This is a genomic window from Halomonas cupida (assembly GCF_900142755.1).
In the GTDB taxonomy this organism is placed as follows: Bacteria; Pseudomonadota; Gammaproteobacteria; order Pseudomonadales; family Halomonadaceae; genus Halomonas; species Halomonas cupida.
Map to the genome: position 1 here is coordinate 227,412 of NZ_FRCA01000006.1, position 15,092 is coordinate 242,503.

Genomic DNA, 15,092 nt, shown 5'->3' on the forward strand with positions numbered 1-15,092 from the left:
GTGGGAAGTGCGTGTTCGTGTCGGGAACACGAATAGCCGACCCACAGGGATGTGGGAAGTGCACATGTTCGTCGGGAACGAACATGTGCCAGCTCGTAGCTCAGCTTACTCGAAACGCCCCGGCAGCCGCGACACCTGGGATAGGTCCCAATCCCCCACACCCGCCGTGGCCTCCCAGGCCGGCTCCAGACTTGCCGGTAGAGAGGGCAGGAAATTCAAGCCGGTCCGTTGCTCCACCTCATCAATGCTGACCAGGTACTGGCTCAGGGGCTCACCTCCGTCCACGTCCTGCGGCATGATGAAGGCCACGGCCAGTGGTGTATCTCCCGGTACCACGATGATCTTGTAGAAGCTCTCGGGAATCTCGACAAACCCGACCCGATTCAGTGCCAGATGTCTCCAGCTCTCGCCACTCAACCAGTCCATCGGGGTATATATCGGCCCGGTGATCACCTGCAACTGGCCGAAACGAGGCAGGAAATGATCCATCACCACCGCCTCGAGACGTTGCCATAGCTGGCGGTTGAGCTTCGGGCTCTGGGGCAGCATGTTGCTCATCAGGAAGCTGTCCCGCTGAGCGGCCTCGCCTCCGTTGACGGCCATCGCATAATTCGGCGCCAGATGACCGCGATCATACCCACTGCCACGGTAGCTACTGGTATCAACGGGCCACAGTGTGCGCCAGTCAGCGGAAAAGTCCGGGCGTGGTCCGATATCCACACTCCCCCGCTCCTGCAGGCGGTAGCTGGTCCACAGCGCTCCGACACGGAAATCCGACCACCCCACCAGGTACCCGTCATTACGCAGCACCCGTGTAAAGGCCTGAACACCGGGCTCCTGCCACTCGGTTACTCCCATCCAGCTCAGGCGCTCTCGATAGTGCTGTTCGGTGCTCTGCCAGAGCATCACGCCCGCAACCACCAACACCAGACTCATCAACAGGTTACGTGGTCGCGGCAACACCCGCGACAGGGACAGGTCTAGACTCATCCGCAAAAGACTCTCAGCAACAGACAGGCCGACAGGCCAACACAACGGGGGCACATCATCGCAGCGCACACAGCGCCATCAATGACTCATATCACCGGTTTCAGCTCACCAACCGAGGGAGAACATCGTCTCCAGATCGTGCCGTGAGTGGACCTGCATGGCGTTGAGGGTCTCGGTATCGGCAATCCCCTCGACAGCATTGAGGCGCTCAGTCACCAGATCAGCGAGGCTCTCGAAGTCGCGGGTACGAGCGATGGCAACCAGGTCATAACGGCCACAGGTGGAATAGACTTCACTGATGCCCTCGACGTCAGCGAGGCGCTCAGCCACCGCCTTGACCTGGCCTTTTTCGGTATTGATCAGAATCACCGCATTCTGCATGCTCACACTCCTCTTCTTCCGGCGCCCGAAGCCATCAGGCGGCAAATAATCCATATACATCCTTGATATCGCTACGCAGTATATCAGTGCCTCATACTCCAGAGCACTTGATCACTGATGCTGTGCCAGCATATCGAAAGGCAAGGACTTCTGACGTATAAGGGAATACAGGTGCCGCCAGAGCACCACGAGCCGCCACATCAGCTCAACCGGAATCACGACCGTGGAATGAGGACTCCAGATGCCACACCAGAGTCGGCGTAGTTTTCTGCGCCATGTCCTGCTCGGCCTTGCCGCGCTGCCCTTCGGCGGCGCCCTGCTGTCACGCAGTGCCCAGGCCAACGAACTACCACGCCTGCCCCTCGACAATGGCCAGGCCAGGGCACTCGATTATGTAGAGGTGGCCAGCGAAGCCAGTGACAATGCGGCCTGGGCCGAAGGAGAAACCTGCAGCAACTGCATGTTCTTCAACGCTGAGAACAACGGCTGCCAGCTGTTCCCGCGCCATAGTGTCGAAGCGAAAGGATGGTGCCAATCCTGGGCACCCAAAGCCTGAAGACGGGGCGGAGACGCCCCAACAACAACCCGCACTGGTTGACAGGCAACCTCGGCACTCGCTGGCAGGAGCACCGAGGATGCCCCGGCGCTCACCCCCCCTGGTGGTTGCCGGTTTCGTCGCTTTCGGGCAACGGCCAGTGATAGCGCCGCGCCACTTCCTCGCCTTCGATGGACTCCAGCTTGATCGGAAACCCCCACAGCTGATGCAGGTGGCGCATCACCGGATAGACGCTGCGGGCCAGAGGGCGGCGCTGGTCCTGCACATGACGCAGCGTCAAGGAACGATCACCGCGAATATCCGCCTCATAGACCTGGATATTGGGCTCGCGCAGTGACAGCGCATATTGCGCCGACAGCGCTTCACGAATACGGCGATAGCCTCGTTCGTCGTGAATGGCGGCAACTTCCAGCGTCTCCTCATGGTCGTCATCAATAATCTGGAACAGCTTGAGATCACGAATCACCTTCGGCGACAGGAACTGCTGGATGAAAGACTCGTCCTTGAAGTTGCGCATGGCAAAATTGAGCGTCTCGCGCCAATCGCTACCGGCTATATCAGGGAACCACTCGCGATCCTCATCATCCGGCGACTCGCAGATCCGCCTCAGGTCAGTGAAGATGGCAAAACCCAGCGCATACGGGTTGATTCCGTTGAACCAGGGACTGTCGAAAGGTGGCTGACTGACAACGGCGGTATGCGACTGCAGGAACTCCAGCATCAGCCCTTCATCCACCGCACCGTCATCGAACAGGCGGTTCATCAGCGTGTAGTGCCAGAAAGTGGCCCACCCCTCGTTCATCACCTGGGTCTGACGCTGAGGGTAGAAGTACTGCGCCAGCTTGCGCACGATGCGCACCACCTCACGCTGCCAGGGAGCCAGCAGCGGCGCATTCTTCTCGATGAAATACAGCAGGTTCTCCTGAGGCTCAGGAGGATAACGCCCACCCTCATGCAAACCCAGTGGATCTTCCTCGGATGCCTGAGGCTCCGGCGAGTCGCCGGGCAACCGTCCCGGGATAGTCCGCCACAAGGTATTCACCTGTGCCTGCAGATAGTCTTCACGCTCCTTCTGACGCCGAGCCTCTTCCTCGGCAGATACCGGCGAGGGGCGCTTGTAGCGGTCGACACCGTAGTTCTGCAGGGCGTGACAGGCGTCCAGCAACTGCTCGACCGCCTGAACGCCATAACGCTCCTCACACTCGCCCAGATACTTGCGGGCAAATACCAGGTAATCGACGATCGAGGAAGCATCGGTCCAGGCCCGGAACAGATAATTGCCCTTGAAGAACGAATTGTGGCCATAGCAGGCATGAGCCATGACCAACACCTGCATCATCAGGGTGTTCTCTTCCATAAGGTAGGCGATGCAGGGGTCGGAATTGATCACCAGCTCATAGGCCAGCCCCATCTGGCCACGACGATAGGCCTGCTCCGTGGCCAGGAACTGCTTGCCGAAGGACCAGTGGTGATATCCCACCGGCATGCCCACGCTGGCGTAGGCATCCATCATCTGCTCGGTGGTGATGATCTCGATCTGATTGGGGTAGCTATCAAGACGATATTCATCCGCCAGCCGCGCGATCTCGACTTCAAACTCCGTGAGGATGTCGAAGGTCCAGTCGGATCCGCTGGCAATGGGCGTCGAACGACGCCGGGAAAGACTGTTCATGGAAGCATCCTCCTGGTTGCCTGACTTCAACCAATACGTACATTCCCTGGTATACCGAATGGCTGCGGGAAGGTCTCGGGAATTGGACTCACCTCGAGCCCACTCCCCCCCCGGACTCAAGCGTCGGCACGCCGCTTGAACAACTCCCTGAACACCGGATAGATGTCCCCCGGCTCGACAATCTGACGCATGGCAAAGCGATCCGGGAAGGCGGCCTCGACGCGCTCGTATTCTTCCCACAGCGCCTGATGCGCATGGGGGGTAATCTCGACATAGGTGAAATACTGCAGCCGCGACATCAGCGACTCAGTGAGCAGCTCCCGGCAGTTGATCGAGTCATCGTCCCAATTGTCACCGTCCGAGGCCTGAGCTACGTAGAGATTCCATTGCGTTGGCGGGTAACGCTTGTCGATGATCTCATCGACCAGAGTCAACGCACTGGAAACGATGGTGCCGCCGGTTTCTCTCGAATAGAAGAATTCCTCCTCATCCACCTCTCGAGCCGCCGTATGGTGGCGCACGAAAACCAACTCAACACGCTCGTAACTGCGCTCGAGAAACAGGTAGAGCAACAGGAAGAAGCGCTTGGCGATATCCTTGTGCGACTGGGTCATCGAGCCGGAAACGTCCATGACACAGAACATCACCGCCTTGCTGGATGGTTGGGGTTGATTGACCAGATGGTTGTAGCGCAGGTCATAGGTATCGATGAATGGCACCGCCTCGAGACGCTTCTCGAGACGCTCGATCTCATCCTTCAACTCCTGGATACGCGCTGGATTGCGCAACACCGGATCCTTGCGCTCCTCCGTGGCCAGCGCCTCCTGCGCCTCGCGCAGCGCACGACGGATCGGAGCACGCATGGCAATGCGCCGTGCATGGGCCTCACGCATCGAACGCACGATATTGATACGCGCCGGCACTCCATCACGCGACACCCCAGCGCGCACCGGGCGCACTTCCTCGACATCCACCAGCGGCTTGCGCTCGAGGTGTGGCAACTCCAGGCCGTCGAAAACGAACTCCAGGAACTCTTCGCGGGTCAGGCTGAAGGCAAACTCATCCATCCCTTCGCCCTGATTGGACGCTCCGCCTTCACCACTTCCGTCACCTCCCCCGCCCCCACCGGGTCGGCGCAGCCGATCACCTTCCTGAAACTCCCGATTGCCGGGAGCGATGATAGAGCGCCGACCACCTGAGCCATGCTGAAACACCGGCTCGGAAATATCGCGGCTGGGAATCGATATCTTCTCACCACGCTCCATATCAGTAATCGAGCGGCGATTGACGGCCTCCTCGACGGAGCGCTTGATATGAGTGCGATAGCGATCCAGAAAGCGCTGTCGGTTGACCGCGCTCTTGTGCTTCGCATTGGCTCGCCGATCAATGAAGTAGGTCATGCGACCTCCTCTACCTGCAGTGTGCATCCGGGGGCGGGGGCATCCCTGACCCACCTATCTCCCCACCCCACCAGGCGGTGCCCCGTCATGCCGGGGCCGAGAGGCCACTACTGTGACTTGCGCACCCGCAGATACCACTCTGACAACAGCCGCACCTGCTTCTCGGTGTAGCCGCGTTCGACCATCCGCGCGACGAAGTCCTCGTGCTTTCTGAGGTCCGCCGACGATGCCTTGGCGTTGAACGAGATCACCGGCAGCAGTTCCTCGGTGTTGGCAAACATCTTGTGCTCGATCACTCCACGCAGCTTTTCGTAGGACTGCCAGCCCGGGTTCATGCCATTGTTCTGGGCCCGCGCACGCAGCACGAAGTTGACCACTTCGTGACGAAAGTCCTTGGGATTGGAAATACCCGCCGGTTTCTCGATCTTCTCCAGCTCCTCGTTGAGGGACTGGCGATCGAACAGTTCGCCGGTTTCCGGGTCGCGATATTCCTGATCCTGGATCCAGAAGTCGGCATAGGTGACATAGCGGTCGAAGATGTTCTGACCATACTCGGAGTAGGATTCGAGGTAGGCGGTCTGGATCTCCTTGCCGATGAAGTCGACATAGCGCGGCGCCAGGAACTCCTTGATGTAGCGCAGGTAACGCTCGAAGGTTTCCTTCGGCAGCTGTTCCTGCTCCAGACGCTGTTCCAGCACATACAGCAGGTGTACCGGGTTGGCGGCGACTTCATGATTGTCGAAGTTGAAGACCTTGGACAGGATCTTGAAGGCGAAGCGTGTCGACAAGCCGTCCATGCCTTCATCAACTCCGGCACTATCGCGATACTCCTGAATCGACTTGGCCTTGGGATCGGTGTCCTTGAGGTTCTCCCCGTCATAAATACGCATCTTCGAATAGACGCTGGAGTTTTCCGGCTCCTTGAGGCGCGACAACACCGAGAACTGGGCCAGCATGCGCAGAGTATCCGGCGCGCAGGGCGCCTCGTTGAGCGACGAGTGCTCAAGCAACTTCCTGTAGATATTGATCTCTTCACTGACTCGCAGGCAGTAAGGCACCTTGACGATATATACCCGGTCGAGGAACGCCTCGTTGTTGCGGTTATTGCGGAAGGCCTGCCACTCGCTCTCGTTGGAGTGGGCCAGCACGATGCCATCGAACGGGATCGCGCCCATCCCCTCGGTGGGGTTGTAGTTGCCTTCCTGGGTCGCTGTCAGCAGCGGATGCAGCACCTTGATCGGTGCCTTGAACATCTCGACGAACTCCATCAACCCCTGGTTGGCGCGGCACAGGCCACCGGAGAAGCTGTAAGCATCAGGATCATCCTGGGAGTACAGCTCCAGTTGACGAATATCGACCTTACCTACCAGCGAGGAGATATCCTGGTTGTTCTCGTCACCGGGCTCGGTCTTGGCGATGGCAATCTGGTTGAGGCGCGACGGATACAGCCTCACCACTCGGAATTGGGAAATGTCACCTTCGGCTTCGCTTAGACGCTTGGCAGCCCAGGGAGACATCACGCTGCGCAGGTAGCGCTCGGGAATACCGTATTCCTTCTCGAGCAGTTCACCATCCTCTTCGGGCGAGAACAGTCCCAACGGAGACTCATGCACCGGCGAGCCCTTGATGGCATAGAAGGGAATGCGCTCCATCAGCAGCTTGAGGCGCTCCGCCAGCGAGGATTTACCGCCACCCACCGGGCCAAGCAGATAGAGAATCTGCTTCTTCTCCTCGAGTCCCTGAGCCGCATGGCGGAAGTAGGCGACGATCTGCTCGATCGCTTCCTCCATGCCGTGGAACTCGTCGCTGAATGCCGGATAACGGCGAATCACCTTGTTGGAGAAGATCCGAGCCAGCCTTGGGTCCTTGGCGGTATCAATCACCTCAGGCTCACCAATTGCCTCAAGCATGCGCTCGGCTGCACTGGCATAGGCTGTAGGGTCCTGACGGCAGAGTTCGAGGTACTCCTGCAGGGACATTTCTTCCTGCTGAGTGCGAGCGAAACGGTTCTGCACGTGATCAAAGATACTCATCGATGCCTCCTGTATGCCCGGGAACCGGAGTCGGCGACACCCCAGGAATCGAGCCGCCGCCTTTCGCCGGGAGGGTACCTTCAGCGTAGAACAGCATTAGATAAATGCGATGTTCAACTTCAACGATCAGACTCCTATCTCTTGAGAACTCTACATAACAAAAGCGTTTCATCGGCGGGAGAATATTCGCCAAAGAAAACACTGTCGGCACCAGCAGGAATCGAACCTGCAACCCTCCTGATGCACGGCACTTTTCGGGCGGTTTCTCGATGCTGGATGACGCTGACGAAAGCCGCTCGGTGCCCTTTCTGGAGGGGAGCGGAATCCCGATCAAGCACAGTCCAGCGAATCCCGCCCACCTGTCACTCTGCTATTGACACGGCAATCAAATAGCTCACCCGGATCGATTTGATTGTCGTCCGCACCACACTGGCGCAGATACACGGATCTGCTGGTGTGGTGCGGTCTCGCGTCGGCCTGATGGCCGACGGCGGCATGTCCCTGTGCCGCCATTAACCCAACATGAAAGCATGCCGGGTTAATAGAACAGCGTCTCCTCCATACCTCCTACAATGATCACCCCGAGCGTGAGCTGTAAAGCCCTCTGGTCAACCCTTCCAGCACGCGCCTGAACCATCGCCCTGTCCAGACCAGTGAGCCTACCTACAGTCTAGATGCTCGCTGCCACTCGCGTGCCCTGGTCAATCGCACGACGCGCATCCAATTCCGCCGCCTTGTCCGCCCCACCGATGATATCCACAACGATCCCGGCTTCACCCAGTGGTTCGACCAGCTCACGCACCGACTCCTGGCCAGCGCACACCACCACGGTGTCCACTTCAAGACAACGCGGCTCACCAGACACCGTCAGATGCAGTCCGTCATCATCGATACGCTGGTAGTCACAACCGGCGAGCATTTCCACACCATGCTGGCGCAGGGAGGCACGATGCACCCAGCCTGTTGTCGTTCCCAGCCCCTTGCCCAGACGAGAGGTCTTGCGCTGCAGCAGATAGACCTGACGTGCCGCCTCGGGCGCCTGAGGCGGCTTCAGACCACCTGCTTCTGCCACGCCGAGGTCGACCCCCCATTGATCGCACCAATGGACCAGAGGATCACCGACGGGCTCACAGTGAGTCAGGAGTTCCGCCACATCGAAGCCGATACCTCCAGCACCAATGATCGCTACGCGCCGCCCCACACGCTGAGGTTCGTTGATCGCTTCGGCATAGCTCAGCACCGAAGCATGGTCTGCTCCCGGAATCGACAGGGGCCGCGGCGCCACCCCACTGGCCAACACCACATGATCAAACTCCTTGAGCATCTCGACATCCGCCGCCGTTGCCAGACGCACCTCGACACCGGTGCGATCGAGCATGACTCGGTAATAGCGCATGGTCTCGTCGAACTCTTCCTTGCCGGGAATGCGCCGCGCCAGATTGAACTGCCCGCCAAGCTCCGCTCGGCGCTCGAACAGCGTGACCCGGTGCCCACGCTCGGCAGCGGTGACTGCCGTCGCCATTCCCGCTGGACCACCCCCAACCACCGCAACTCGCTTGGCAACAGCGGTTTTCTCGATGACCAGTTCGGTCTCATGGCAGGCCCGCGGGTTGACCAGACACGAGGTCAACTTGCCCTGGAAGGTATGGTCGAGACAGGCCTGGTTGCAGGCAATACAGGTATTGATCTCATCACTGCGCCCGTCCTGCGCCTTGTCCAGCCACGCTGGATCAGCCAGAAAGGGACGTGCCATCGACACCATGTCGGCATGCTCCTCCGCCAGCACCCTTTCGGCGACGGCAGGCATATTGATGCGATTGGTGGTGACCAGCGGCAACGATACCGCTTCGCGCATGCGTCGCGAGACCTCGGTGAAGGCCGCACGCGGCACGCTGGTAACAATGGTCGGAACACGAGCCTCGTGCCAGCCGATGCCGGTGTTGATGACATCGGCACCGGCCGACTCAATGGCACGCCCCAGCTCCAGCACTTCTTCGGCGGTACTGCCACCTTCCACCAGATCGATCATCGACAAGCGGAAGATGATCAGAAACTCCTTCCCCACCACTTCTCGAATGCGGCGCACGATCTCGACGGCGAAGCGGATGCGATTGGCGAACTCACCGCCCCACTGATCCTCGCGATGGTTGGTTCGACGGCAGATGAACTGATTGATCAGATAGCCTTCCGACCCCATCACTTCGACACCATCGTAGCCGGCTGCCTGCGCCAGGCGAGCACAACGCACATAGTCCTCGATCTGCCGCTCCACCTCGTCACTGCTCAATTCACGCGGAGTGTGAGGATTGATGGGGGCCTGAATCGCGGACGGCGCGACCAGGTCCGGAGAGTAGGCGTAGCGACCGGCGTGCAGAATCTGCAGGCAGATATACGAGCCCTCGCGATGCACCGCCTCCACTACCTGTCGATGCTCGTCCAGTTGTGTTTCACGGGTCAGGGCAGCTGCTCCCTGAAACACCGCGCCCTCGGCATTGGGGGCAATACCACCGGTGACGATCAATGCCACCCCCTGCCGAGCGCGCTCGGCATAGAAGGCCGCCAGACGGGCGAAACCGTTGGGCGCCTCCTCGAGGTTGGTATGCATGGAGCCCATCAGCACACGATTGGGCAACTCCAGATGCCCCAGGCGCAGGGGACGAAACAGATGTGGATAGGAGGCAGTCACGGCAAATCCTCGACGGATATCATGAAGTGTTGTTGTCGACTCGGGCGATGAGCACAGCATGGCACCACATCAGCCGAAACGTTTTCAAACAACTGTATGATAGTCGAGATCACGACGCCAGCCCCAGGACAGAATCCACCAGGCCGAAATCCACTAGCCATGGGGAGAAAGCAGCCGGCGACCCACAGGGAAGTGGGAAGTGGGAAGTGGGAAGTGGGAAGTGGGAAGTGGGAAGTGGGAAGTGGGAAGTGGGCATGTTCGTCGGGAACGAACATGCTCCAGCTCGTAGCTCGTGTCCAGATACGAAAAAACCCGATGCCGGAAGGCATCGGGTTGAGATTTCTGCCGAAGAATACTGCTTTTCAGAAAAGCCCTTCGGACTTGATGAGTTGAGCAAATGGCGGACCGGACGGGACTCGAACCCGCGACCTCCGGCGTGACAGGCCGGCATTCTAACCAACTGAACTACCGGTCCGCATGGTGGGTGATACCGGATTCGAACCAGTGACCCCCAGCATGTGAGGCTGGTGCTCTAACCAACTGAGCTAATCACCCGCACGAATTACTCGCAACCCAACTCAAATTGACGATCTTCAGCCTATCGTCGCAAGGCGTGTCATCATGGCGGACCGGACGGGACTCGAACCCGCGACCTCCGGCGTGACAGGCCGGCATTCTAACCAACTGAACTACCGGTCCGCAGCAATGACGGATCGAGATATGATGATGGCGGACCGGACGGGACTCGAACCCGCGACCTCCGGCGTGACAGGCCGGCATTCTAACCAACTGAACTACCGGTCCACTTGCATCAATCTCTACGTGCCCATCACCAGAACTTGCGTAAATGGTGGGTGGTACAGGGTTCGAACCTGTGACCCCCAGCTTGTAAGGCTGGTGCTCTCCCAACTGAGCTAACCACCCGGTCACGTGGCGCTGCATTCTACAGAGCTGGCGGTCATTGTCAACACGCTTTTTTCAATATCCCGCGTCTTGCCGTGCTCCGGAAACTGACCAACATTCATCTACTTGGGCGGAAACATCGCTACCACGCGGCTTTCGCAGAAGATGACTCTGCCTGCAATGAATGACACCTCCATGATTGCGCCCAGTCCCCTGCCTGCTCCAAAGCACCTTCCCCCTTGTCACGGTCACCTGAAAAAATCAGGCCTACCTGCAGAAACCAGGGGTGGCTAAGGGAATCAATGCTGGTCAAGAAATAAACGTGTTCTGTGTGCAGCCTCATCGATCAGTTGTGCCTGACTGACACCGCTGGACTTGCGTGGCGACCAATCGTGATCACCATCCTTGAGCCACTGCACGGACGTCCGCTCACCCAACTCATATCCCACGACCTCCTCTCGGGTGCCAAAGGGATCACGCTCGCCCTGCAGCACCAGCACGGGGCACTCCAGCTGTGGCCAGTGATCAAGGCGCAGGCGCTCGGGTTTGCCGACCGGGTGGAACGGGTAGCCCATCAGTACCAGCCCCGGAACGCTGGATCTTTCTTTGAACTCTCCCCTGGCGGCCACCATGCTGGCCACTCGCCCCCCCATGGATTTACCGCCCAGCCACAGTCTACCCGGCACAAGATGCGACATAACGTCACGCCATTGCCGGTATTCCTCACACAGGCCATCAACACGCGGCGGGGGACGTCGACGCCCCTCATCACGCATCCTGCGCATATAAGCGAACTCCAGTGACAGGGTCTGAATCCCCTGGCTGGCCAGTGCACTGCGCCAGGCGCAGAGAAATGCCGAATCGTGACCGGCGCCAGCCCCATGGGCCAGCAACAGGGCATGCTCCGAGGCAGGGCCAGCCACAATCATCTCTCCCCACTCCGGCGTCAACCAGCGGCCCTCCTCGCCCTGGCGAATTCGATCACCAAGCGTATTCAGCGAGTGCTGCACAGGCCCTCCTGCTTTCCGGAGTCTGTCGTTTTCAGGCGCATTTTTCTCACCAAAGTGTATACATTTATATGCAGATTTGGGATACAGTTAGCCGAGACAATTAGCTGCATTATCAGCACAAGATATCAGTAAGTCACTGTAGTGATGGGATTCCATCCCGAAGACCGTTCGACGGAAGATGAATCATGAGCACAGCATTTGAACACCCGACCTACAACTACAAGGTGGTCCGGCAGTTCGCGATCATGACCGTGGTATGGGGCATCGTGGGCATGAGCATGGGGTTGGTTCTGGCCGGCCAACTGGTGTGGCCGGAGCTCAATCTCGGCCTGCCCTGGACAAGCTTTGGTCGCCTGCGCCCCCTGCACACCAATCTGGTCATTTTTGCCTTTGGCGGATCCGCGCTTTTTGCCACCTCGTACTATGTGGTGCAGCGCACCTGCCAGGTTCGCCTGGTAAGCGATCGCCTGGCAGCCTTCACCTTCTGGGGCTATCAGGCGGTGCTCGTCAGCGCCGTTATCACCCTGCCGATGGGGCTCACCGAGGTCAAGGAGTATGCCGAGCTGGAGTGGCCCATCGATATCGTGCTCGCCGTGGTCTGGGTGGTCTACGCTATCGTCTTCCTCGGCACCATCAAGGTCCGCCGTACCTCGCATATCTATGTGGCGAACTGGTTCTTTGCCGCCTTCATTCTGACAATTGCCGTACTGCACATCGTCAACAGCGCCGCCCTGCCGGTCACGGCCGGCTACTCGATCTCTGCCTACGCCGGCGCCGTCGATGCCATGGTCCAGTGGTGGTATGGCCATAACGCGGTCGGCTTCTTCCTCACCGCCGGCTTCCTCGGCATGATGTACTACTTCGTGCCGAAACAGGCCGAGCGCCCGGTATATTCCTACCGTCTGTCGATCGTCCACTTCTGGTCGCTGATCATGATCTATATGTGGGCGGGGCCCCACCACCTGCACTACACCGCGCTGCCGAACTGGGCCCAGTCACTGGGCATGGCGATGTCCATCATCCTGCTGGCGCCCTCCTGGGGCGGCATGATCAACGGCATGATGACGCTATCCGGGGCCTGGCATAAGCTGCGTACCGACCCGACTCTGCGCTTTCTCGTGGTCGCCCTGTCGTTCTACGGCATGTCGACCTTCGAAGGGCCGATGATGGCGGTCAAGACCGTCAATGCCCTGTCCCACTACACCGACTGGACCATCGGCCATGTCCACGCCGGAGCGCTCGGCTGGGTCGCCATGATCACCATCGGCTCCCTCTACCACATGGTACCGCGCCTGTTTGGGCGCACCGAGATGTACTCGGTCAAGCTGATTGCCGTGCACTTCTGGCTATCCACCGTGGGCACAGTGCTCTACATCGCCGCCATGTGGGTCAACGGCATCCTGCAGGGCCTGATGTGGAGAGCCATCAACCCTGACGGAACCCTGATGTACACCTTCATCGAGTCCATCGAAGCCAGTGGCCCCGGCTATCTCGTGCGCATGATCGGTGGACTGTTCTGGGTCATCGGCATGTGGGTCATGGCGGCCAACGTGTTCATGACCGCCAGACGCCCAGCTCCCCGCCACGAGCCCATGCCTCAACCCGCTTGAGGTCATCAGGGAAACCAACAGGGACGCAAATACCGATGAGACACGAGATTATCGAGAAGAATATTGGCCTGCTGGCGGTGCTGGTGCTGGTCGTGATCAGCTTTGGCGGGCTGGCGGAAATCGTGCCGCTGTTCTTCCAGAAACAGACGACCGAACCAGTGGAAGGGCTCAAGCCACTGAGCGCTCTGGAGCTCGAAGGACGGGACATCTATCGCCGCGAGGGCTGCGTTGGCTGCCATTCGCAGATGATCCGCCCCTTCCGCGCCGAGACCGAGCGCTATGGTCATTACAGCGTGGCAGGAGAGTCCGTCTACGAACACAATTTCCTGTGGGGCTCGAAGCGTACCGGGCCGGACCTTGCCCGCGTTGGAGGGCGCTACAGCGATGACTGGCATCGCGCCCACCTCTACAACCCCCGTGATGTGGTCCCCGAGTCGATCATGCCCGCCTATCCCTGGTTGTTCGACAACCAGCTCGATGGTCAGGATACGCCGAGCAAGATGCGCGCCCTGCGTCGACTCGGCGTCCCCTACAGCGACGAACAGATCGCCAGTGCCACTGATGACGTCCAGGGGCAATCGGAGATCACCGCACTGGTCGCCTATCTGCAGCAGCTCGGCACCGTCCTGCCCAGTTCAGCGAGGGTCCAGTAATCATGAACTTCACGATCATGAACTTCGCCATCATAGACATGGGTACCCTGCGCGGCCTGATCACCGGCATTCTGCTGAGTGCCTTTCTGGGTCTGGTCGCCTGGGCCTGGTCGAAACGACGCAAGGCCGATTTCGATGAGGCGGCCCACCTGCCCTTTGCCGATGACGAAAGCGTGGCGGAAGGCGCCAACGAGACCCAATCCCGCAGCAACAGGGGAGAATCCAACCTATGAGCACGTTATGGGGAAACGACCTCTCCGGCTTCTGGAGCGCCTGGATCATCATCATCACCCTCGGCTCCATCGGTCTTGCCTTCTGGTTGCTGTATGCCAATCGCAGGACCGACAAGGTCCCGGATAGCGATGGGAACGTCGACACCACTGGCCATATGGCCGACGGCATTGCCGAGTACGACAACCCGCTGCCACGCTGGTGGTTTCTGCTCTACATCGGCACGGTCATCTTTGCCCTGTGCTACCTCGCGCTCTATCCCGGCCTTGGTAACTTCACCGGCCTGCTCGGCTGGAGTCAGGAGGCGCAATGGGAAAAGGAGGTGACCGAGGCAGACGCGCGCTTCACACCCATCTTCGAGCAGTACCAGGCGGTACCGATTCCCGAGTTGGCCGAGGACGCGGAGGCCATGCAGGTGGCCGAGCGCATCTTTCTCAACAACTGCGCCATCTGCCACGGTTCCAATGCCCGCGGCGGCAACGGTTTTCCCGACCTGACCGATGAGGACTGGCTATACGGAGGCACCCCGGAAGCCATCACTCACACCCTCGAGAAGGGGCGTAGTGGCACAATGCCGGCCTGGCAGCAGTTGGGTGAGGACAATATCGAGAATATCACCCAGTTCGTGCTTTCCATGTCCGGCAATGCAGAGGACCCACAACGTGCCGCAGCGGGCGAGACGATGTTTACCTCGATGTGTACGGCCTGCCATGGTCCTCAGGGCACCGGCAACCAGGCGCTGGGAGCCCCCAACCTGGCGGATGACATCTGGCTCTACCAGGCACCGGGACAGAGTGTTGCCGACTCGGTGCGCGAAACCCTGCGTAACGGACGCAATGGTCAGATGCCGGCCCAGGCTGAGTGGATCGGTGAAGAGCGTGTTCACCTGGTGGCCGCCTATGTCTATCACCTTGGTCAACAGCACCCCGACAAATAGCGTCAAGGCCGTCGATTCGCGGCACAGTGA

The 15,092-nt window shown here is 59.5% G+C and carries 13 protein-coding genes and 5 tRNA genes; 5 read left to right on the plus strand and 13 right to left on the minus strand.

Going from position 1 to position 15,092, the window contains the following annotated elements:
- Positions 1–105: 105 nt before the first annotated feature.
- Both BUE38_RS12945 and BUE38_RS12950 read right to left on the minus strand, forming a co-directional pair.
- A complete protein-coding gene (locus tag BUE38_RS12945; protein ID WP_073435629.1) occupies positions 106–990 on the minus strand; it encodes a DNA/RNA non-specific endonuclease in 885 nt (294 codons plus the stop codon).
- Positions 991–1,095: 105 nt separating this feature from the next.
- On the minus strand, positions 1,096–1,371 hold the full coding sequence (locus BUE38_RS12950) for an Lrp/AsnC family transcriptional regulator (protein ID WP_073435630.1): 276 nt from the start codon (positions 1,369–1,371) through the stop codon (positions 1,096–1,098).
- A gap of 241 nt (positions 1,372–1,612) precedes the next feature.
- On the opposite strand from BUE38_RS12950, the gene BUE38_RS12955 reads away from it, so the two are divergent.
- Positions 1,613–1,927 (plus strand): high-potential iron-sulfur protein, encoded by a 315-nt coding sequence (locus tag BUE38_RS12955; RefSeq protein WP_073435631.1) that lies wholly within the window; start codon positions 1,613–1,615, stop codon positions 1,925–1,927.
- Positions 1,928–2,018: 91 nt separating this feature from the next.
- Here the strand turns inward: BUE38_RS12955 and BUE38_RS12960 are convergent, their stop codons facing one another.
- The 11 genes from BUE38_RS12960 to BUE38_RS13005 form a co-directional block, all read right to left on the minus strand.
- Positions 2,019–3,599: a SpoVR family protein gene (locus BUE38_RS12960; RefSeq protein ID WP_073435632.1), complete on the minus strand. Its 1,581-nt coding sequence runs from the start codon at positions 3,597–3,599 to the stop codon at positions 2,019–2,021.
- Between the two features lie 116 nt (positions 3,600–3,715).
- Positions 3,716–4,999: a YeaH/YhbH family protein gene (locus BUE38_RS12965; RefSeq protein ID WP_073435633.1), complete on the minus strand. Its 1,284-nt coding sequence runs from the start codon at positions 4,997–4,999 to the stop codon at positions 3,716–3,718.
- A 107-nt stretch (positions 5,000–5,106) separates the two neighbouring features.
- Complete coding sequence (locus BUE38_RS12970; RefSeq protein WP_073435634.1) at positions 5,107–7,032, minus strand: PrkA family serine protein kinase; 1,926 nt, start codon at positions 7,030–7,032, stop codon at positions 5,107–5,109.
- 330 nt (positions 7,033–7,362) lie between these two features.
- On the minus strand, positions 7,363–7,545 hold the full coding sequence (locus BUE38_RS22570) for a hypothetical protein (protein ID WP_143166310.1): 183 nt from the start codon (positions 7,543–7,545) through the stop codon (positions 7,363–7,365).
- Positions 7,546–7,702: 157 nt separating this feature from the next.
- The gene (locus tag BUE38_RS12975) at positions 7,703–9,778 is read right to left on the minus strand and encodes an NADPH-dependent 2,4-dienoyl-CoA reductase (protein ID WP_084541919.1); all 2,076 of its coding nucleotides are present in this window, start codon (positions 9,776–9,778) and stop codon (positions 7,703–7,705) included.
- A 338-nt stretch (positions 9,779–10,116) separates the two neighbouring features.
- A tRNA-Asp gene (locus BUE38_RS12980) sits at positions 10,117–10,193 on the minus strand.
- A gap of 3 nt (positions 10,194–10,196) precedes the next feature.
- Positions 10,197–10,273: transfer RNA gene (locus BUE38_RS12985), tRNA-Val, on the minus strand.
- A 67-nt stretch (positions 10,274–10,340) separates the two neighbouring features.
- Positions 10,341–10,417, minus strand: a tRNA-Asp gene (locus tag BUE38_RS12990).
- 28 nt (positions 10,418–10,445) lie between these two features.
- Positions 10,446–10,522: transfer RNA gene (locus BUE38_RS12995), tRNA-Asp, on the minus strand.
- A 44-nt stretch (positions 10,523–10,566) separates the two neighbouring features.
- A tRNA-Val gene (locus BUE38_RS13000) sits at positions 10,567–10,642 on the minus strand.
- Between the two features lie 278 nt (positions 10,643–10,920).
- Entirely contained in the window at positions 10,921–11,631 is a 711-nt protein-coding gene (locus BUE38_RS13005) for an alpha/beta family hydrolase (RefSeq protein ID WP_073435636.1), read from the minus strand.
- A gap of 185 nt (positions 11,632–11,816) precedes the next feature.
- Between BUE38_RS13005 and ccoN the strand changes: the two genes are divergently transcribed.
- From ccoN to ccoP, 4 genes are read left to right on the plus strand one after another with little or no spacing between them, the layout of a single operon-like run.
- Positions 11,817–13,241 (plus strand): cytochrome-c oxidase, cbb3-type subunit I, encoded by a 1,425-nt coding sequence (gene ccoN, locus BUE38_RS13010; RefSeq protein ID WP_073435637.1) that lies wholly within the window; start codon positions 11,817–11,819, stop codon positions 13,239–13,241.
- 35 nt (positions 13,242–13,276) lie between these two features.
- Complete coding sequence (gene ccoO / locus BUE38_RS13015; protein WP_073435638.1) at positions 13,277–13,894, plus strand: cytochrome-c oxidase, cbb3-type subunit II; 618 nt, start codon at positions 13,277–13,279, stop codon at positions 13,892–13,894.
- A 2-nt stretch (positions 13,895–13,896) separates the two neighbouring features.
- Positions 13,897–14,127, plus strand: coding sequence for a cbb3-type cytochrome oxidase subunit 3 (locus BUE38_RS13020; RefSeq protein ID WP_371860432.1), 231 nt, complete (start codon positions 13,897–13,899; stop codon positions 14,125–14,127).
- Positions 14,124–15,062, plus strand: coding sequence for a cytochrome-c oxidase, cbb3-type subunit III (gene ccoP / locus BUE38_RS13025; protein ID WP_073435639.1), 939 nt, complete (start codon positions 14,124–14,126; stop codon positions 15,060–15,062). The genes BUE38_RS13020 and ccoP overlap by 4 nt, the downstream gene beginning before the upstream one ends.
- Positions 15,063–15,092: the final 30 nt, after the last annotated feature.

Bases quoted from the DNA above. Each gene is read 5' to 3' on its own strand.
- BUE38_RS12950 (WP_073435630.1), bottom strand. From the start codon at position 1,371: ATGCAGAATGCGGTGATTCTGATCAATACCGAAAAAGGCCAGGTCAAG.
- BUE38_RS12970 (WP_073435634.1), bottom strand. From the start codon at position 7,032: ATGAGTATCTTTGATCACGTGCAGAACCGTTTCGCTCGCACTCAGCAG.
- BUE38_RS12945 (WP_073435629.1), bottom strand. From the start codon at position 990: ATGAGTCTAGACCTGTCCCTGTCGCGGGTGTTGCCGCGACCACGTAAC.
- BUE38_RS12965 (WP_073435633.1), bottom strand. From the start codon at position 4,999: ATGACCTACTTCATTGATCGGCGAGCCAATGCGAAGCACAAGAGCGCG.
- BUE38_RS12955 (WP_073435631.1), top strand. From the start codon at position 1,613: ATGCCACACCAGAGTCGGCGTAGTTTTCTGCGCCATGTCCTGCTCGGC.
- ccoP (WP_073435639.1), top strand. From the start codon at position 14,124: ATGAGCACGTTATGGGGAAACGACCTCTCCGGCTTCTGGAGCGCCTGG.
- ccoO (WP_073435638.1), top strand. From the start codon at position 13,277: ATGAGACACGAGATTATCGAGAAGAATATTGGCCTGCTGGCGGTGCTG.
- BUE38_RS12975 (WP_084541919.1), bottom strand. From the start codon at position 9,778: ATGCTGTGCTCATCGCCCGAGTCGACAACAACACTTCATGATATCCGT.
- ccoN (WP_073435637.1), top strand. From the start codon at position 11,817: ATGAGCACAGCATTTGAACACCCGACCTACAACTACAAGGTGGTCCGG.
- BUE38_RS12960 (WP_073435632.1), bottom strand. From the start codon at position 3,599: ATGAACAGTCTTTCCCGGCGTCGTTCGACGCCCATTGCCAGCGGATCC.
- BUE38_RS22570 (WP_143166310.1), bottom strand. From the start codon at position 7,545: ATGGCGGCACAGGGACATGCCGCCGTCGGCCATCAGGCCGACGCGAGA.
- BUE38_RS13020 (WP_371860432.1), top strand. From the start codon at position 13,897: ATGAACTTCACGATCATGAACTTCGCCATCATAGACATGGGTACCCTG.